Source organism: Mesorhizobium sp. P2_D1, assembly GCF_056404455.1.
Map to the genome: position 1 here is coordinate 1 of NZ_JBFUDZ010000032.1, position 17,360 is coordinate 17,360.

At 61.5% G+C, this 17,360-nt stretch carries 20 protein-coding genes and 1 pseudogene; 3 read left to right on the forward strand and 18 right to left on the reverse strand.

Features of this window, described 5'->3' with window-relative positions; translation table 11 throughout:
* From AC1D0I_RS21435 to eno, 11 genes are all read right to left on the reverse strand, one after another.
* The coding region (locus AC1D0I_RS21435) for a type II toxin-antitoxin system RatA family toxin (RefSeq protein WP_477397622.1) at positions 1 to 134 on the reverse strand (134 nt) is incomplete at its 3' end.
* Between the two features lie 113 nt (positions 135 to 247).
* Positions 248 to 1,213: a lipoyl synthase gene (gene lipA / locus AC1D0I_RS21440; protein WP_379025166.1), complete on the reverse strand. Its 966-nt coding sequence runs from the start codon at positions 1,211 to 1,213 to the stop codon at positions 248 to 250.
* 138 nt (positions 1,214 to 1,351) lie between these two features.
* Positions 1,352 to 1,609, reverse strand: a complete 258-nt coding sequence (locus tag AC1D0I_RS21445; RefSeq protein WP_095091622.1) for a GlsB/YeaQ/YmgE family stress response membrane protein — start codon at positions 1,607 to 1,609, stop codon at positions 1,352 to 1,354.
* A gap of 90 nt (positions 1,610 to 1,699) precedes the next feature.
* Positions 1,700 to 3,145 carry a dihydrolipoyl dehydrogenase gene (gene lpdA / locus AC1D0I_RS21450; RefSeq protein ID WP_477397560.1) on the reverse strand — a complete coding sequence of 482 codons (1,446 nt, stop codon included), beginning with the start codon at positions 3,143 to 3,145 and terminating at the stop codon, positions 1,700 to 1,702.
* A 15-nt stretch (positions 3,146 to 3,160) separates the two neighbouring features.
* Positions 3,161 to 3,799, reverse strand: a complete 639-nt coding sequence (locus AC1D0I_RS21455) for an SGNH/GDSL hydrolase family protein (protein ID WP_477397562.1) — start codon at positions 3,797 to 3,799, stop codon at positions 3,161 to 3,163.
* Complete coding sequence (locus AC1D0I_RS21460; RefSeq protein ID WP_477397564.1) at positions 3,796 to 4,218, reverse strand: hypothetical protein; 423 nt, start codon at positions 4,216 to 4,218, stop codon at positions 3,796 to 3,798. Before AC1D0I_RS21460 ends, AC1D0I_RS21455 begins: the two co-directional genes overlap by 4 nt.
* 14 nt (positions 4,219 to 4,232) lie before the next feature.
* A complete protein-coding gene (locus AC1D0I_RS21465; RefSeq protein WP_477397566.1) occupies positions 4,233 to 5,609 on the reverse strand; it encodes a pyruvate dehydrogenase complex dihydrolipoamide acetyltransferase in 1,377 nt (458 codons plus the stop codon).
* Positions 5,610 to 5,627: 18 nt separating this feature from the next.
* Positions 5,628 to 7,013 (reverse strand): pyruvate dehydrogenase complex E1 component subunit beta, encoded by a 1,386-nt coding sequence (locus AC1D0I_RS21470; RefSeq protein ID WP_477397568.1) that lies wholly within the window; start codon positions 7,011 to 7,013, stop codon positions 5,628 to 5,630.
* Positions 7,014 to 7,028: 15 nt separating this feature from the next.
* A complete protein-coding gene (pdhA, locus tag AC1D0I_RS21475) occupies positions 7,029 to 8,066 on the reverse strand; it encodes a pyruvate dehydrogenase (acetyl-transferring) E1 component subunit alpha (RefSeq protein ID WP_477227108.1) in 1,038 nt (345 codons plus the stop codon).
* A 194-nt stretch (positions 8,067 to 8,260) separates the two neighbouring features.
* Positions 8,261 to 8,584, reverse strand: a complete 324-nt coding sequence (locus AC1D0I_RS21480) for an FtsB family cell division protein (RefSeq protein ID WP_184874323.1) — start codon at positions 8,582 to 8,584, stop codon at positions 8,261 to 8,263.
* Between the two features lie 161 nt (positions 8,585 to 8,745).
* A complete protein-coding gene (gene eno / locus AC1D0I_RS21485; RefSeq protein WP_184874324.1) occupies positions 8,746 to 10,020 on the reverse strand; it encodes a phosphopyruvate hydratase in 1,275 nt (424 codons plus the stop codon).
* Positions 10,021 to 10,306: 286 nt separating this feature from the next.
* On the opposite strand from eno, the gene AC1D0I_RS21490 reads away from it, so the two are divergent.
* Positions 10,307 to 10,432, forward strand: coding sequence for a hypothetical protein (locus AC1D0I_RS21490; protein WP_095091814.1), 126 nt, complete (start codon positions 10,307 to 10,309; stop codon positions 10,430 to 10,432).
* 55 nt (positions 10,433 to 10,487) lie between these two features.
* Here AC1D0I_RS21490 and AC1D0I_RS21495 read toward each other — a convergent pair whose 3' ends face one another.
* The 6 genes from AC1D0I_RS21495 to AC1D0I_RS21520 form a co-directional block, all read right to left on the reverse strand.
* On the reverse strand, positions 10,488 to 10,853 hold the full coding sequence (locus AC1D0I_RS21495; RefSeq protein WP_477397570.1) for a PRC-barrel domain-containing protein: 366 nt from the start codon (positions 10,851 to 10,853) through the stop codon (positions 10,488 to 10,490).
* 83 nt (positions 10,854 to 10,936) lie between these two features.
* Positions 10,937 to 11,140: a dodecin family protein gene (locus AC1D0I_RS21500; RefSeq protein WP_436260047.1), complete on the reverse strand. Its 204-nt coding sequence runs from the start codon at positions 11,138 to 11,140 to the stop codon at positions 10,937 to 10,939.
* Between the two features lie 121 nt (positions 11,141 to 11,261).
* Entirely contained in the window at positions 11,262 to 12,107 is an 846-nt protein-coding gene (kdsA, locus tag AC1D0I_RS21505; RefSeq protein ID WP_457153995.1) for a 3-deoxy-8-phosphooctulonate synthase, read from the reverse strand.
* Entirely contained in the window at positions 12,104 to 12,994 is an 891-nt protein-coding gene (locus tag AC1D0I_RS21510; RefSeq protein WP_477397571.1) for a VOC family protein, read from the reverse strand. The genes kdsA and AC1D0I_RS21510 overlap by 4 nt, the downstream gene beginning before the upstream one ends.
* A gap of 44 nt (positions 12,995 to 13,038) precedes the next feature.
* Complete coding sequence (locus tag AC1D0I_RS21515) at positions 13,039 to 13,329, reverse strand: Dabb family protein (RefSeq protein ID WP_457153997.1); 291 nt, start codon at positions 13,327 to 13,329, stop codon at positions 13,039 to 13,041.
* 184 nt (positions 13,330 to 13,513) lie between these two features.
* Positions 13,514 to 13,648: a hypothetical protein gene (locus AC1D0I_RS21520; protein ID WP_280952844.1), complete on the reverse strand. Its 135-nt coding sequence runs from the start codon at positions 13,646 to 13,648 to the stop codon at positions 13,514 to 13,516.
* A 106-nt stretch (positions 13,649 to 13,754) separates the two neighbouring features.
* On the opposite strand from AC1D0I_RS21520, the pseudogene AC1D0I_RS21525 reads away from it, so the two are divergent.
* A pseudogene (locus AC1D0I_RS21525) lies at positions 13,755 to 13,862 on the forward strand (DUF1365 family protein); the annotation flags it as partial.
* Between the two features lie 132 nt (positions 13,863 to 13,994).
* A complete protein-coding gene (locus AC1D0I_RS21530) occupies positions 13,995 to 15,251 on the forward strand; it encodes a class I SAM-dependent methyltransferase (protein ID WP_477397573.1) in 1,257 nt (418 codons plus the stop codon).
* Between the two features lie 38 nt (positions 15,252 to 15,289).
* Here the strand turns inward: AC1D0I_RS21530 and AC1D0I_RS21535 are convergent, their stop codons facing one another.
* Positions 15,290 to 17,269 (reverse strand): bifunctional 2',3'-cyclic-nucleotide 2'-phosphodiesterase/3'-nucleotidase, encoded by a 1,980-nt coding sequence (locus AC1D0I_RS21535; RefSeq protein ID WP_477397575.1) that lies wholly within the window; start codon positions 17,267 to 17,269, stop codon positions 15,290 to 15,292.
* Between the last annotated feature and the right edge of the window lie 91 nt (positions 17,270 to 17,360).

The window sequence follows — 17,360 nt, forward strand, 5'->3', positions numbered from 1 at the left end:
CGCTCCTTGCGCGAGCGCACCGTCAGCGCTTCGCAAAGCGGCAGGAACTGCGGATAGGCCTCGATATCGGCAACCAGTGCGAACATCTGTTGCGGCGTATGKGCAACCCGGCGGGTGGCTTCGAATTTCGGCATAAACCGGCCCTAAAGCGCGTTGCGTTGAAACGGATTCATGCGACGCGCTTTGGATTCCTTGTTTTTATGCATGTCGTTCTCCCAAAACCGAGGTCACTTTTGGGCGACATGCATTAGAGCGATTTCTTGAGAAGCGCTTCCCGCGCCGCACGCAGCCTAGCGAAATCGTCGCCGGCGTGGTGCGACGAGCGCGTCAGCGGGCTCGACGCCACCAGCAGAAAACCCTTGGTCCGGCCGATCGTCTCGAAGGATTTGAACTCCTCCGGGGTGACGAAGCGGATCACCGGATGGTGCTTCTTGGACGGCTGCAGATACTGGCCGATGGTCATGAAGTCGACATTGGCCGAGCGCAGATCGTCCATCAATTGCAGGATTTCGTTCCGCTCTTCGCCCAGGCCCACCATGATGCCGGACTTGGTGAAGATCGACGGGTCGAGTTCCTTGACCCGCTGCAACAGCCGGATTGAATGGAAATAGCGGGCGCCCGGACGAACCGTCAGATAGTTCGACGGCACGGTCTCGAGATTGTGGTTGAAGACGTCGGGCTTGGCCGCCACGACGATCTCCAGTGCGCCTTCCTTACGCAGGAAATCGGGCGTCAGGATTTCGATCGTCGTCAACGGGGTCGCCGCCCTGATGGCGCGGATGACCTCCGCAAAATGCTGCGCACCGCCGTCGGCGAGATCGTCGCGGTCGACCGAGGTGATGACGACATGGGTCAGGCCCATCTGCTTGACCGCGTGCGCGACGCGGGCCGGTTCGTCGGGATCGAGTGCGGTCGGGATGCCGGTGGCGACGTTGCAGAAGGCGCAGGCGCGTGTGCAGATCTCGCCCATGATCATGAAGGTGGCGTGCTTCTTCTCCCAGCACTCACCGATGTTGGGGCAGCCGGCCTCTTCGCAGACGGTCACCAGCTTGTGCGACTTCACGATCTCGCGGGTCTCGGCATAGCCCTTCGAGACCGGCGCCTTGACGCGGATCCAGTCGGGCTTGCGCAGCACGTCCTGATCGGGCTTGTGCGCCTTTTCCGGGTGCCGCAAGCGCGGTGCGTTGGCAATCGTATCGAGGACAGTGACCATCTGGAAACCTGGTTTGTTCGCGACAGCCAGTCCGGCTTTCGCTGTCATAACGTCATCTAAGACTTTTCAACTCAAAGAAAAAGGCCGCCGCAGCGCATGCCGCGGCAGCCCTTTTCGCATAGCAGTTGTTCAACGATGTTAACGGCGCACCAGGCGTCCGACCCAGATCAGCAGGCAGGCGCCGATAAAGCCGGTGATCAGATAGGCCGTCCAGCCGATGCCGAAGACACCGACGTTGAGCGCCTGCAGGATGGCGTTCAGCACGATCGCACCGACGATGCCCAGAACAATATTCATGAAGATCCCGGTGTTGCTCTTCATGACCATTTCGGCGAGCCAGCCTGCCAGGCCGCCGATAATGATTGCTGCTATCCAACCGACGCCATTCAAGTGCATATGCCCTCTCCTTGTGTGATGGGTGAAAATGCATCCGCAAACGAACATCCTTGCCGCCGGGTTCCATCGATTACCCGCGGTCCTGATTTATCACGCGTTGAGCGCCCGGCCATAGGCGTCGAGCACGCTTTCCTTCATCATTTCCGAGAGCGTGGGATGCGGGAAGATGGTGTGCATCAATTCTTCCTCGGTCGTCTCCAGGTTCATCGCCACGACAAAGCCCTGGATCAGTTCGGTCACCTCGGCGCCGACCAAATGCGCGCCGAGCAGCTGACCTGTCTTCTTGTCGAAGATGGTCTTCACGAAGCCCTGGTCCTCGCCAAGCGCGATGGCCTTGCCGTTGGCGGCGAACTGGAAACGTCCGACTCGGATATCCCAGCCCTCGGCCTTGGCCTTGGCCTCCGTCAGGCCGACGGAGGCGACCTGCGGATTGCAGTAGGTGCAGCCCGGAATCTTGAGCTTGTCGGTGGCATGCACGCCGGGAAAGTTGGCAATCTTTTCGACGCACACCACGCCCTCATGCTCTGCCTTGTGGGCAAGCATCGGCGGGCCGGCGACATCGCCGATGGCATAAATGCCGGGCACATTGGTCTTGCCGTAGCCGTCGACGACGATGCAGCCGCGGTCGGTCTTCACGCCGAGCGCCTCAAGCCCGAGGTTTTCGATGTTGCCCTGCACGCCGACGGCCGAGATCATGCGGTCGGCGGTGATCTTCTCGACTTTGCCGTCCTTCATCTCGACATGCGCGGTGACCGAGTTCGCGCCCTTCTCGACCTTGGTCACCTTGGCCTCGAGAATGATCTTCATGCCTTGCTTCTCGAACTGCTTTTGGGCGAATTTCGAGACTTCGGCGTCCTCGACCGGCATCACCGCAGGCAGGAGTTCGACAACCGTCACTTCGGCGCCCATGGTGCGGTAGAAGGAGGCGAATTCGATGCCGATGGCGCCTGAACCCACGACCAGCAGCGATTTCGGCATCTCCTTCGGCACCATGGCCTCGAAGTAGGTCCAGATGAGCTTGCCATCCGGCTCGATGCCGGGCAGCGCGCGCGGCCGGGCGCCGGTCGCCAGAATGATGTGCTTGGCGGTGTAGGTGCCCTCGCCCTTGACGCCTTTCGGCACCGGCGGCTGCGGCTCCATCGGCGTCTTGGCCGTCTTGGACACGACGATCTCACCTGGCTTCGAGAGGTTGGCTTCGCCCCAGATCACGTCGACCTTGTTCTTCTTCATCAGGAAGGCAACGCCGCCATTGAGACGCAGCGAGACTTTTCGCGAACGGTCGACCACGGCAGCCGTGTCGACGCTGACCTTGCCGTCGAGCTTCAGCCCGTAATCCTTCAGGTGATCCGAATAATGCATGATCTCGGCCGAGCGCAGCAGCGCCTTGGTCGGAATGCAACCCCAGTTGAGGCAGATGCCACCGAGATGCTCGCGCTCGACGATCGCCGTCTTGAAGCCAAGCTGGGCGGAACGTACCGCCGTGACATAGCCGCCCGGGCCGGAGCCGATGATGATGACGTCGTAGTTCTCAGCCACGATTTTCTCCTTGATTCACGATTCCAGCATGCCGCGCACGAGGGGCGCTAATGCCTTGCCGATGTTGCGCGTATTTTCGGCATCGAGATGGACGCCGTCGAGCGGTGTACATCTAGCGACGCTCGCTGCATCAAAAAAGCCGCAGCCCATCTCGTTGGCGGCGGTTTGATAAAAGCCGGCGAGCTTGGGCGACTCGATTGCACCCGTTCCCAACATTTCGGCGTAGTCCACCTTGCGGGTTTCCACGATATGCGGCGGCGCAACCAGGATAATCCTGGGGGCGGCACCGCCGAATGGATAGGCGTGCCCCCGCACGATTTCGACGAGGCGTCGCATGCCATAGGACGCTATGACCGCGCTGCCATGAATCGACGGCTTCATGTCGTTGGAGCCAAGCATGATGACGATCAGATCGATCGGCGAATGCGTGCTCAGGATCGTCGGCAATATCCGGGCGCCGTTTCGGTCCGCGCCCGACAAGAAGTCGTCGTAGGCCGTGGTGCGGCCGCCCAGTCCCTCGGCAATGACGTGGAAGCTCGGTCCGAGCGCTCTCGCCAGTGTGGTTGGCCACTGGTCTTCATGTTCATGTCGACCCAAAGTCTCCGGGTTATGTCCCCAGGTCAGCGAATCGCCGTAGCACAGAACTGTCTTCATGCACCCACACCCACCTGTGCCTTGATCAAACCGCGTCTCATCCGCCAGCGCACGAACAGCCATTGCACAACGACAGTCACCAGCCCCGGCAGGCCAAAGCCGACCACCATGGGAATGTCCTTCTTCACCACCACGGCACCGCTGTCGGCGTAGAGGACAAGCGCGACCAGCAGGGCAAGCAACACCGCAAACATGATCAGCAGCCACTTACCCGTCCTGGCCACCGCCGCGACCGGATCCGTCATGAACTGCGCCACGAAGAAGACGAAGGTAACCATGAAGGTCACCAGCACCGAGAACATGAAAACGAGGATGTATTCTTCCTCGGCGCCAGTGGCGATGGCCAACCACTGCGCGACCAGCCCGCCGGCCAAACCGGAAAGAATGAAAGCGAAAAGGCTGGTGAAGAATGTCCGCACCGCCCTTTCCCTTCCTAGACCAGCATGCCCATCGGGTTCTCGATCAGGCGTTTGAAGGCAACCAGCAATTCGGCCCCCAGCGCACCATCAACGGCGCGATGGTCGGTCGACAGCGTCACCGACATCACGGTGGCGATTTTGATCTCGCCATTCTTGACCACCGCCCGCTCCTCGCCGGCGCCGACCGCCAGGATCGTCGCATGCGGCGGGTTGATCACCGCAGCAAAGTCCTTGATGCCGAACATGCCGAGGTTCGATACCGCTGTGGTGCCGCCCTGATACTCTTCCGGCTTCAACTTGCGGCTGCGCGCCCGGCTGGCCAGGTCCTTCATCTCGTTGGAGATGGTGGACAGCGTCTTTTCGTCCGCCTTGCGGATGATCGGCGTGATCAGGCCGCCCGGGATCGACACCGCAACGCCGACATCAGCATGCTTGTGCTTGACCATGGCGCTTTCGGTCCATGATGCATTGGCATCCGGCACCGCCTTCAGCGCCAGCGCCATTGCCTTGATCACCATGTCGTTGACCGACAGCTTGTAGGCCGGCACGTCACCCTTTTCRGTCTTCTTGACTGGCGCTGCCGCATTGATCTGCGTGCGCAATGCCAAGAGCGCATCGAGTTCGCAGTCGAGTGTCAGGTAGAAATGCGGGATGGTGGACTTGGCCTCGACCAGGCGGCGCGCGATGGTCTTGCGCATATTGTCGTGCGGGACGAGTTCGTAGGAGCCTTGCTCGAACAGTTTCAGCACCTGCTCGTCCGACATCGACTTCACCGGCGCGGCAGCAGCAGCCGCAGCCGCCGGAGCGCCTGCGGGCGCTGCCTTGGCAGCAGGCTTGGCGCCGCCACCGGCAATCGCCGCATCGACGTCGGCTTTCACCACCCGGCCATGCGGGCCGGTGCCGGTCACGGCAGCCACATCGACACCGGCTTCCTTAGCGATGCGGCGCGCGAGCGGCGACGCAAAGGTGCGCTCGCCAGAGGCATGGCCGTTGGCGGCCGGACCCGCTACTGCCTTGGATGCAGGCGAAGGCTCGGCCTTTGGCGCCTCAGTCCTTGGTACTTCCGCCTTCGGAGCCTCCGTTTTCGGCGCTTCCGCTTTCGCTGCCGCAGCAGCGCCACCGCTGTTCGCGGCGACGCCGGCGTCCTCGCCTTCGGCAGCGAGCACGGCGATCAGCGCATTAACCTTGACGCCCTCGGTGCCGGCCGGAACGACTAGCTTTGCAACCGTGCCCTCGTCGACAGCCTCGACTTCCATCGTTGCCTTGTCGGTCTCGATCTCAGCAATGACATCGCCGGGCGAAACCTTGTCGCCCTCCTTGACCAGCCACTTTGACAGATTGCCCTCTTCCATCGTGGGCGACAGGGCCGGCATGGTGATGTTGATTGGCATTTTGTCCTCCCGCCCGGTTCAGCGATACGTGACGGCTTTGACCGCCTCGATGACCTCGCCGACATTCGGCAATGCCAGCTTTTCGAGGTTCGCCGCATACGGCATCGGCACGTCTTTGCCGGCAATGGTGATGACCGGGGCGTCAAGGAAATCGAAGGCACGCTGCGACACCTGGTTGGCGATGTGATCGCCGACCGAACTCTGCGGATATCCCTCTTCCACGACGATCAGCCGGTTGGTCTTCTTGACCGAGGCGATGACCGTGTCGAGGTCGAGCGGGCGGATGGTCCTGAGGTCGATGATCTCGGCGTCGATGCCCATGCCGCGCAACTCGGCTTCAGCCTTGACCGCATAGGTCATGCCGATGCCGAAGGAGACGATGGTGACGTCCTTGCCGGTCTTGTGGATGCGCGCCTTGCCGATCGGCAGCACGAAATCATCCAGCTTCGGCACATCGAAGGAATGACCGTAGAGGATTTCGTTCTCGAGGAAGATAACCGGGTTGGGATCGCGGATCGCCGCCTTCAGCAGGCCCTTGGCATCGGCAGCGGTGTAGGGCATCACGACCTTGAGGCCGGGAATGTGGCTGTACCAAGCGGCATAGCACTGCGAATGCTGGGCTGCGACGCGAGCGGCGGCGCCGTTCGGTCCACGGAACACGATCGGCGCGCCCATCTGGCCGCCCGACATATAGAGCGTCTTGGCAGCCGAGTTGATGATCTGGTCGATCGCCTGCATGGCGAAGTTGAAGGTCATGAACTCGACGATCGGCTTCAGGCCGGCCATCGCCGCGCCGACGCCGACGCCGGCAAAGCCATGCTCGGTGATCGGCGTGTCGACGACGCGCCGCGGCCCGAACTCCTGCAGCAGTCCCTGCGTGATCTTGTAGGCGCCCTGGTATTCGGCAACCTCCTCGCCCATGACGAAGACATCGCCGTCGCGGCGCATTTCCTCGGCCATCGCATCACGCAGCGCTTCGCGCACGGTGGTCGAGACCATTTCCGTCCCGGCCGGAATATCCGGATCGCCGGCGATTTCCGTCTTCGGGGCGGCTGCGACCGGTGCTGAGGCCTCGCTTTTGGCTGCCGCCGGCGCAGGCGCCGCTGTTTCAGCCCTCGGGGGCTCTTCGCCGATGCCTTCGCCGGCCTTGTCGACGTCTTCGCCGTCAACCGCGAGTACGGCGATTACTGCATTGACCTTGACGCCTTCGGTGCCGGCAGGAACCACGATCTTGGCAAGCGTGCCTTCATCGACGGCTTCAACTTCCATCGTCGCCTTGTCGGTTTCGATCTCGGCGATGACGTCACCGGCGACGACCTTGTCGCCCTCGTTCTTCAACCACTTGGAAAGATTGCCCTCTTCCATGGTCGGCGAGAGAGCGGGCATGAGAATTTCGATCGGCATGTCCTTGCCCTCCCGTTACAATACGATATCGGTCCAGAGCTCGGACGGATCCGGCTCCGCGTCGTTCTGGGCAAATTCGGCGGCATCCGCGACGACATCGCGAACCTCCTTGTCGACGGTCTTCAGTTCGTCCTCGGTCGCCCACTTCTTCTCTATCAGCCGCGCCTTGACCTGCTCGATCGGGTCATGCTCGGAGCGCATCTTCTGTACTTCTTCCTTGGAACGGTACTTCGCCGGGTCGGACATCGAGTGGCCGCGATAGCGATAGGTCTGCATCTCGAGGATCAGCGGGCCGTTGCCGGCGCGGCACCATTCGGTGGCCAGATCGCCCGCAGCCTTGACGGCGCGGACATCCATGCCGTCGACCTGGAGCCCGGGAATCTTGAACGAGGCGCCGCGATGCGAAAAGTCCGTCTCCGCCGACGAGCGCGAGACAGAAGTGCCCATGGCATAGCGGTTGTTCTCGATGATGTAGATAACCGGCAGCTTCCACAGCGAGGCCATGTTGAAGCTTTCATAGACCTGGCCCTGGTTGGCCGCACCATCGCCGAAATAGGTCAGCGACACATTGTTGTTGTCGCGGTAGCGATTGGCGAAGGCCAGACCAGTGCCGAGCGACACCTGCGCGCCGACGATGCCGTGGCCGCCGTAGAAATGCTTCTCCTTGGAGAACATGTGCATGGAGCCGCCCTTGCCCCTGGACAGGCCGCCACGACGTCCGGTCAGCTCAGCCATGACGCCACGCGGTGAAAGCTCCATCGCCAGCATGTGGCCGTGGTCGCGATAGGCGGTGATCATCTGGTCGCCCTGGATCAGGGCCATCTTCATGCCGGTGACGACCGCTTCCTGGCCGATATAGAGATGGCAGAAACCACCGATGAAGCCCATGCCGTAAAGCTGGCCGGCCTTTTCCTCGAAACGGCGGATAAGCAGCATGTGCCGGTAGGCGGCAAGCTCTTCATCCTTGGTGAATTCTGCAGGCTTGGGGGCCGAAAGCCCCATCTTGCCGTCGGATTTGGATTTGGCAGGCGCTTTTCTGGCTGCGGTGGCCATGCATCACTCCCTGTTGGCGTCTCTTTGCGGACATTAGGGCAGGATCAAATCCGCCCTGGGGAGATCAGCTCCTCCCCACCGATTTTGGAGAGGCTAACACGCGCTAGAGCGTTATGCCATGCCGAAATTGCATAGCTCACATGCGTCTAAGCGATTAAAATCATTGAAAATATTGGCTATTAACTGAAAACTGGTTACTTCGCCGAGACCGGCAACATGATGGTGATTTCGTCAGCCTGGGACAGATTGAGCGCCTTGCGCGCCTGCTCGTCGAGCATGTCCTTCTCGATCGACCCTTCATGCATGAGCCGAACGCGCCGTTCGAGCTCCATCCGGCGTGCCTTGATCGCGTCGAGCTGACCTTGCAGCGCAACCGTCTGGGCTTCCAGCTGATATTTCGAGTTGATGCCGAATTCGCCATGGTAGGCATGAAAGCCGAAATAGGCGAGGAACGCCACGCAGAGCGAGGGAATGATCAACCGGCCGGTGTTTCTCTGCTTGTGCTGACGCGTCCACATATCCAAGTCCTCGCGGCCGCGAACTCCTACGGCTCCCCATCTTTTTCGCCCGATTGTGCTTAACGGACGGTTACGGATGACCGGCTGCGCGAGACCGAAATGAAAAAGGGCGGGAATGCTCCCGCCCTTCATCGATATCCCATGCCTGGGTGTTTTCCGGATCAGCCCTTGACCACTGACTTGCCGGCGTAGCTCGCCTGCTTGCCGAGTTCTTCCTCGATGCGGATCAGCTGGTTGTACTTGGCCATGCGGTCCGAGCGCGACAGCGAGCCGGTCTTGATCTGTCCGCAATTGGTGGCAACGGCGAGATCGGCGATGGTCGAATCCTCGGTTTCGCCCGAGCGGTGCGACATGACGGCGGTGTAGCCGGCCTTGTGCGCGGTCTCGACGGCGTCGAGCGTTTCCGTCAACGAACCGATCTGGTTGACCTTGACCAGGATCGAATTGGCGACGCCCATGCGGATGCCGTCACGCAGCCGTGCCGTGTTGGTGACGAACAGGTCGTCGCCGACCAGCTGGGTCTTCTTCCCGATCAAGTCGGTCAGATACTTCCAGCCTTCCCAGTCGTCCTCGGCAAGGCCGTCCTCGATCGAGATGATCGGATAGTCGGCGGCGAGCTTGGCCAGGTACTTGGCCTGGGCCTTGGGATCGCGGGTCTTCTTCTCGCCCTCGTAGACGTAGTTGCCGTCCTTGAAGAACTCGGTCGCGGCGCAGTCGAGGCCGAGCGCGATCTCTTCGCCGGGCTTGAAGCCGGCTTTCTCGATCGATTCCATGATGAAGTCGAGCGCCACAGGCGCGCTCTTCAGGTTCGGGGCAAAGCCGCCCTCGTCGCCGACATTGGTGTTGTGGCCGGCATCCTTCAGTTTCTTCCTCAGCGTGTGGAAGATTTCCGAACCCCAGCGAACACCTTCGCGCAGCGTCGGCGCGCCGATCGGCAGGATCATGAATTCCTGGAAGTCGATCGGGTTGTCGGCATGGGCGCCGCCATTGATGATGTTCATCATCGGCACCGGCAGGACATGCGCCTTGGTACCGCCGACATAACGGTAGAGCGGCAGGCCGGCGGCATCGGCCGCGGCCTTGGCCACGGCCAGCGAGACGCCAAGGATGGCGTTGGCGCCGAGCCGGCTCTTGTTGGGCGTTCCGTCGAGCTCGATCATGGTCTGGTCGATATGGATCTGGTTTTCGGCTTCCATGCCGCCGATCGCCTCGAACAGCTCGCCATTCACGGCTTCGACAGCCTTGAGCACGCCCTTGCCGAGATAGCGGGCGCCGCCGTCGCGCAGTTCGACGGCCTCGTGGGCGCCGGTCGAGGCGCCCGACGGCACCGCAGCGCGGCCCATCGAGCCATCTTCGAGAACGACATCGACCTCGACGGTCGGATTTCCACGGCTGTCCAGGATTTCACGCCCGACAATGTCGATGATGGCGGTCATTGCGATGTCCTCGATTGATCTGAAGAAGGGTCGCGCACGTCTTAGCCAAAGTGCCGCAAAAGGCAATCGGCCCGGTCGCAATTATTGCCGTGGCGTCAGCCGAACGCGCGCCGCGCCTGAACGGAGTCAGGCGCCGCATGCGGTGTCTCAAAACCGGGGACTACTTTGTGGCGATATGCATCAGGCGATTCACGAAGCGCAAATCGCTGTCATCATAAGTCATGTGCGGCGGATGTACTTCCGGCTATGGTGCGGGTGCGCGGGGCGAAACAGGAGGAGTTTCGCCATGTCCCAGTTGAGTGGTATCGTGAGTCTGTTCCTGATCGCGGCGGCGTTTCTGACGTCGTGCGACAATCAGCAATCGCCACCCAAGGCAGCAGGGCCGCTACCGGCCTTGCATGTCAGCGAATAGGCGCTGCATCGAATCCAAAAGGCCCCGTCTGAACGGGGCCTTTTGTTTGCAGGCGTCAATGCCAGTAAGGCGTGACCTTGTAGTAATCATAGGACGCGTCGCGCGCCGTCTCGCCATCCGCGCCGGCCAGTTCATTGATCGAATAAGCGGGTGCTGCCTTCAGCTGTTCCTTGGAGAACGGAACGACATAGCCACCCTTGTCCTCGTCATAGTCGAGGCTGGCCCACGGAATGGCGTGGTACTTCTCGCCGATGCCGAGAAAACCGCCGAAGCCGATCACCGCGAACATGATGCCGTTCGAGGTCTTATCGAGCATGATGTCCTCGATGCTGCCGATGCTCCTGCCCTCGGTGTTGTAGACGGACGTGCGGATGACGCGCGAAGCGGCRATGGCTTCGGTGTGGCCTGTCTGGGTTGTCATGATGTGCTCCTCATTGTCGTTGATCCATGCTTTGACAATGAGGGGCGCGGGCKAAAGTTCCCGACTTTTTCGGCGGCAGCCGGTTAGTCCGCGAGGATGAAGGTGACCTTCATGTTGACGCGATAGGCAGCGATCTTGCCGTCCTCGACGACGATCTTCTGGTCCTGGATCCAGGCGCCTTCGACGTTCTTCAAGGTCTTTGCGGCACGCGCAATCCCCTTCTCGATGGCGTCCTGAAAGCTCTTCTTCGACGATGAGGTGATTTCGGTGACGCGGGCGACAGACATGGCTTCCTCCTGCCAAAACGCTCATTTGCGAGGCGAGCGTACAGCCGGCTTATGTCTTCCACAAGCGCCGGGGCCATGGGGCCATTGTCAGTAACCGACGCGGGAACGCCCGTAGGACGCTTCAGTGACCCTTGGCGATACGATCGAATGCCATGAGTCTTTCCAGCAGTGCCGGCATATCCTTCAGCGGCACCATGTTCGGGCCATCGGAAGAGGTCGAATTGTCCGGATCCTGGTGGGTCTCGATGAACACACCGGCCACACCGACGGCGACAGCCGCCCGGGCCAGCGTCTCGACAAAGCGGCGCTCGCCGCCAGAAGAGCCGCCCTGCCCGCCTGGCTGCTGAACCGAATGCGTGGCGTCGAAGATCACCGGCGCGCCGATCTCGGCCATGATAGGCAGAGCGCGCATGTCGGACACCAGCGTGTTGTAGCCGAACGACGCGCCGCGTTCCGTGGTCAAAACATTGGCGTTGCCGGAACCGGTGATCTTGGCAACCACGTTCTTCATGTCCCAGGGAGCCAGGAACTGCCCCTTCTTCACGTTGATCACCTTGCCGGTCCTGGCGGCGGCGACCAGCATGTCGGTCTGGCGCGACAGGAAGGCCGGAATCTGCAGGACATCGACATGCGGCGCGACGATCGCGCACTGTTCCTCGGTGTGGACATCGGTCAGCACCGGCAGCGAAAATTCCTTGCGCAGTTCGTCGAAGACGGGAAGTGCCGCTTCCATGCCCGCGCCGCGCGTCGCCGACAGCGAGGTGCGGTTGGCCTTGTCGTAGCTGGTCTTGTAGACGAGGCCTATTCCAAGTTTTCCGGTCAGTTCCTTCAGCGCGCCGGCCATGTCGAAGGCATGCTGGCGCGATTCAAACTGGCAAGGACCAGCGATCAGCGACAAGGCCGCGTTGTTATCGAAGACGACATTGCCGACGGTTACCGACGAATTGGGCGCCAGGGGCTTGCTCATTGGATCTCCCGGAAGATGAAAGCCGCGCCCTGTCCGGATGCCGGCTGCACGACAATATCATTGCCCGCTATATCGTGTTTGACGGAGTTGGCTGCAAGCAGCCTCGAGGCGATATCGGCGCTGCGGACCGAAAAGACCACGGCGGCGAAGCGCAGGTCCGTCGGCGCGTCGGCAGGCAAGCCAAAGCGTGCGGTGAAAGACGTCGGGGCAAGCACACTCAAGGTTACATTCGGCAAGTGAAACGCGCCGCCTTGCCCGCTGGCGGCCGGATCGTCCACCGCCAAGGAGATCAGCCGGCGCTGCTCGGCGGGCCGGTCGCTGACCGCCACGATCTCGACAATTCCCGTGGCGCCGTTAGCGTGCGCCTGCAAGGCCGTCCGATCCACTTTCGGCGCGTTGACCCGTTCGCAGGCAAACAGGAAAGCATCCGTAGCGTTGCTATCGGATGCAAAGGCGAGCTTGAACGATGCAATGTCGCTTTTACCCGCCGTGTCGGTGAACGCGCGCGAAAAGCCCAGCATGTCTCCCGCGGAGATGCCGGCTTCGACATAGCGTGCCTGGTCGGCATCTGCGTTGCTGGTCCCCAGGACCACGGCGGAAAACCCCTCGTCACCGTGCCTGTTGCGATAGATACGGTCGCGCGCGACGAAAACATTGCCCTTGGCAATGGCCGCCGTCGCGGCCTGTTCGTCGCCGACCACGAGCGGCTCGAGATAGGTGCCGTCGGCGAGGAAAACACAACAGTTTTCGGTCCCGAAGGGATGAATGCCGGTCGGGGCAACCACGAAGCCAAGCGCGGTAAGCCGGGCTCGTGCCACATCGAGGTTCTGTGTCGGCAGCACCAGATGATCGAGCGGATGAGTGCCGGCGGCTGTTGTTCGATTCATGCAGGCGCGATGTGCATCATTCCGCAAACCGGTTCAAGTCTCAATCAGGCGCCGGCCACGACATCGGCGGAATAACGCAGCTCGCGCAATGGTTTGACCTTGCTGGTCGTCTGCCCATAGAGCGGGTGCGCCTTGTAGGCGGCCAACGCCGCGTCATCGGCGAACTCGGCATAGACGACCACATCGATCTCGTCCGACAGCGGGTCCACCTTTGTGTTGATGGTCACCTCGAAGAGGCTGGAATGGGGAATGTTGCCGAGCGCCTGCAGGCCGGTGCGAACGGCCTCCACATCCTCTTTACGCCGCGCGCTGAAGAAAACGATATGCCGGATCAACGCCGCCTCCTCGATCGAAAGCGCGTCGGGCGACGCGCTTCGGGTCTTTGTCTCTATGCATGTCGTTGCCCCAAGACCGGGCCACTTTTGGACGACATGCATTAAGCGCCGGGGTCTTTTGTGACGACAGGACGGCCGCGTCAATCGACAAGGATGTCGCGGCAGCGCCTCATGCGGATGGGCGCTAGCTCTCGCCGGTGACGGATCGCACGACGTGCGTGACACCCCTTACCGCCGTGTCGAGATACCGGCCCTGATTGTAGAGGCCGTCCCAGATCAGGAAAAAGGTGATGGCAGCAATGACGATCACATAACGCATGGCCAAAGCTATCGCACAAGCACGGTTGCAACCATAGGCGTTTTAGGCGTGTTCGGCCTTTGCTGTGTAGAAGCCAGATCCACGACGGCGAGCGCCTCCACTTGGCACAGCCCGGCTTGCAGCCTGCCTCTTGATGTTCCCCCTCATGACGTGGAAGATTGTCGCAGGGATTCACTGGGTAGCGCTGAAGCTCTGGTTAAAGGGCGCGCGCTTTCGTTCGAGCCCTCCTGTCGCCGAAACCGGTCAACAGCCGGGATCAGGCAATGGCGTTCGAACCCGGCGAATGAACCGCGAGAACCGAGGCTCGGCAATTTGCGCCGACGCCGCGGAAGCGCAGGGGCGTGAGATGACAAACAAGGAACATCATGGTCTGGCGTTGAGCGACGCGGTCAGGCTGGACGAATTCAATTTCGCTGAGATCGTCAAGGGCTTGCCGGCGAAGGCGCGCATGGTGCTGTCGGCGGCGATGAACCTGCCGCGGGGATCGCTGAAGGTCAGGATGCCGGACGGACGCGCCGTCCTGGTCGGTGGCAAGGGACCAGGCCCGGACGCCGAACTGGTGCTCAAGAACTGGCGCTTGCCCGGCCGTGCCTTTTCCGGCGGCACGATCGGCCTTGCCGAATCCTACATGGACGGCGATTGGGAAAGCCCTGACGTCACCAGCTTCCTGGAGCTGTTCGTGATCAATTCGGCGATCGGCGAACGTGTTGCGGGCGGCGCCAGCTGGCTCATCAACACCGTCCAGCGCATCCGGCATTGGTTCAACGAGAACACGCGCACCGGCTCGAAGCGCAATATTTCGGCGCATTACGATCTCGGCAACGCCTTCTACAAGGAATGGCTCGATCCGAGCATGACCTATTCCTCGGCACTCTATGCCACCGGCGCCAACGACCTCGAAAGCGCCCAGGCCGCCAAATATCGCGCACTGGCCAAGGATACGGGGATCGGGCCGAAGGATCACGTGCTGGAGATCGGCTGCGGCTGGGGCGGCTTCGCCGAATTCGCGGCTCGCGAGATCGGCTGCCGTGTGACCGGGCTGACGATCAGCCGCGAGCAGCACGACTTCGCCAAGGCGCGCCTCGCCAAGGCCGGGCTTGCCGACAAGGTCGACATCAAGCTGCAGGACTATCGCGACGAAACCGGCACCTACGACCGCATCGCCTCGATCGAGATGTTCGAGGCGGTCGGCGAGAAGTACTGGCCGGTGTTCTTCGGCAAGATGAAAGCCTGCCTGAGGCCCGGCGGCACCGCGGGCCTGCAGATCATCACCATCAACGAAGCCGCCTACGACACGTATCGCGCAAGGCCGGATTTCATCCAGCGCTATGTTTTTCCGGGTGGCATGCTGCCGACGCCGTCGATCCTGAAGGCACTCGGCAACGATCATGGGCTTGCCCATCTGCGCGAGCGGGTGTTTCCGGACGACTACGCGCGCACGCTCGCCGAATGGCGCAACCGGTTCTGGGCGTCATGGGAAAAGATCGTCCCGCTCGGCTTCGACGACCGCTTCAAGAAGCTCTGGGAATTCTACCTGCATTATTGCGAGGCCGGCTTCCGCGCCAGCTATATCGACGTGCGCCAGGTGGTCTACAAGGCATAGATCCACGCTGCCGTACCGGCGCGGACCTATGCCGACGGTCAGAGAAGGATTCGGTATTTCGCAAATCCCGCTTCGCCCTCTCCTACCGGCTCGATCTTCAGCGACCTCACCTCGGTAATGAAATCCTTTGCCTTAGCGCCGGTCTCGAACACGACGCTGGTTCCAGGCAGCGGCGCGAACGACCAGTTGCCGTCCGCCGACGGATTGATCGTGCCCTCGCTCACGATGTAGCGAACGATGACGTCGCGATTGGTGTCCGGCGCCTCGTAGATGATCTTCGAGGCATTGATGTCGGGGAAATTGCCGCCACCGCCGGCACGGTAGTTGTTGGTCGCAACGACAAATTTCTGTTTGGGATCAATTGGCTTGCCGCCAAACATCAAGTCGACGATGCGATTGGCGCCGGCATTCGCCAGTCCGCCCTTGGCATCGTATTTCGGCGGCTGCGACAGGTCTATCTTGTAGGTCACGCCGTCGATGACGTCGAAATTGTAGGACGGGAAGTCGGTGTTGATGAGGGCCTGGTCGGCCTTGCCCGGTTCGATCCGGTTGAAGATGCCGGCCGACATTTCCAGCCACTCCTTCACCTGTGCGCCGGTGATTTCGACGGCCCGCACGGTGTTCGGGTAGAGGTAGAGATCGGCGACGTTCTTGATGGCGATGTCGCCCGCCGGCACGTCGGTATAGTAGTCGGCGCCGCTGCGTCCGCCGGCCTTGAAGGGTGCGGCGGCCGACAGCAGCGGCACGTCCTTCCATTGCGTGTTCTTGAGAATATCCTTCAGGTACCAGGTCTGCGCCTGGCTGACGACCTGCACCGACGGATCGTCGGCGACCAGCGCGAAATAGGAATAGAGCGGCGCCGAGGTCTTGCCGACGGGGCGGCGCACATAGGCCAGAGTTGCCTGGTGGTCCTGTTCGAGTGCCGCGATGATGCGCTTGTCGTCGGGGACGATCGGCTTGGCCTTGTTGTCCACGCGTTCGAAGATCGGCCGCGCCTCGGAGGTGGCGGAAACGACCTTCCATCTCGACCCGTCGCGCTCCAGCATCAGGTCGACCAACCCCATATGCGAGCCCCAGAAGCCGCCCATCACGGCGGGCTTGCCCTGCAGCGTGCCTTTTTGCGTGTCGACGCCGTCCAGCGACTGGAAGTCCTTCTTGCCGGGAAAAACCAGATGTTGGTGGCCGGTGAATAGCGCATCGATTCCGTCGACACCGGCGACGAAGAACGATGCGTTTTCCATCATGTCGCCCTGCTTCACGTCGATGCCGGAATGCGAGAGCGCAATCACGATGTCGGCGCCTTCCTCCTTCATCTGCGGCACCCAGGCCTTGGCCGCCTGGACGATGTCGCGCGTCTTGACGTTGCCCTCCAGATTCTTGAGATCCCAGACCATGATCTGCGGCGGCACGAAGCCGATGATGCCGATCCTGATCGGCTGCTCGGCGCCTGACCCGTCCTTGATCTTCCTGTCGAGGATGACATAGGGCTTGAGATAAAGCTTGTCGTCGCGTGGGTTCGCGGCAAGCTCGGTGCCACGGATCAAATTGGCGCAGACAAAGGGGAAATTGGCGCCAGCCAGCACCTTGTCCATGAACGACAGGCCGTAGTTGAACTCGTGGTTGCCCAGCGTCGAGCATTCATAGCCGAGCAGGTTCATGGCCTTCATGATCGGATGCAGGTCGCCGTCCTTCATGCCCCTCTCATAGGCGATGTAGTCGCCCATCGGATTGCCCTGCAGCAGGTCGCCATTGTCGATGAGCATCGAATTGACGGCTTCCTTGCGCACTGCGTCGATCAGGGAAGCCGTGCGCGACAGGCCCATCGTGTCGTTCGCTTTGTCGGCGTAGTAATCGTAAGGCAGCACGTTCACATGGATGTCGGTGGTTTCCATGATCCGAAGATGGGCCTGGTTGGCCTGGGCGCGGGCGGAGAACGGATGCAACATGATCATCGCTCCTGCGGCGGCGGCACCGCCAAGGAGATCGCGGCGGGAGACAGGATGGAGCAGTCGAGACATGTTTTCTCCTTCGACAAAGTGACAAGCCCTGCCCCGCAGCGAACTTGGCGCTGAAACCCATCCGAGTCCATTCAAGAAGTCGAGCGCATAA

Coding starts and splice junctions, on each gene's coding strand:
- AC1D0I_RS21470 (WP_477397568.1), bottom strand. CDS start 7,013: ATGCCGATCGAAATTCTCATGCCCGCTCTCTCGCCGACCATGGAAGAG.
- AC1D0I_RS21500 (WP_436260047.1), bottom strand. CDS start 11,140: ATGTCTGTCGCCCGCGTCACCGAAATCACCTCATCGTCGAAGAAGAGC.
- AC1D0I_RS21445 (WP_095091622.1), bottom strand. CDS start 1,609: ATGCACTTGAATGGCGTCGGTTGGATAGCAGCAATCATTATCGGCGGC.
- AC1D0I_RS21455 (WP_477397562.1), bottom strand. CDS start 3,799: ATGAAGACAGTTCTGTGCTACGGCGATTCGCTGACCTGGGGACATAAC.
- AC1D0I_RS21520 (WP_280952844.1), bottom strand. CDS start 13,648: ATGCGTTATGTGATCGTCATTGCTGCCATCACCTTTTTCCTGATCTGG.
- AC1D0I_RS21535 (WP_477397575.1), bottom strand. CDS start 17,269: ATGTCTCGACTGCTCCATCCTGTCTCCCGCCGCGATCTCCTTGGCGGT.
- AC1D0I_RS21530 (WP_477397573.1), top strand. CDS start 13,995: ATGACAAACAAGGAACATCATGGTCTGGCGTTGAGCGACGCGGTCAGG.
- eno (WP_184874324.1), bottom strand. CDS start 10,020: ATGACCGCCATCATCGACATTGTCGGGCGTGAAATCCTGGACAGCCGT.
- AC1D0I_RS21510 (WP_477397571.1), bottom strand. CDS start 12,994: ATGAATCGAACAACAGCCGCCGGCACTCATCCGCTCGATCATCTGGTG.
- kdsA (WP_457153995.1), bottom strand. CDS start 12,107: ATGAGCAAGCCCCTGGCGCCCAATTCGTCGGTAACCGTCGGCAATGTC.
- lipA (WP_379025166.1), bottom strand. CDS start 1,213: ATGGTCACTGTCCTCGATACGATTGCCAACGCACCGCGCTTGCGGCAC.
- AC1D0I_RS21480 (WP_184874323.1), bottom strand. CDS start 8,584: ATGTGGACGCGTCAGCACAAGCAGAGAAACACCGGCCGGTTGATCATT.
- AC1D0I_RS21490 (WP_095091814.1), top strand. CDS start 10,307: ATGTCCCAGTTGAGTGGTATCGTGAGTCTGTTCCTGATCGCGGCGGCG.
- pdhA (WP_477227108.1), bottom strand. CDS start 8,066: ATGGCCACCGCAGCCAGAAAAGCGCCTGCCAAATCCAAATCCGACGGC.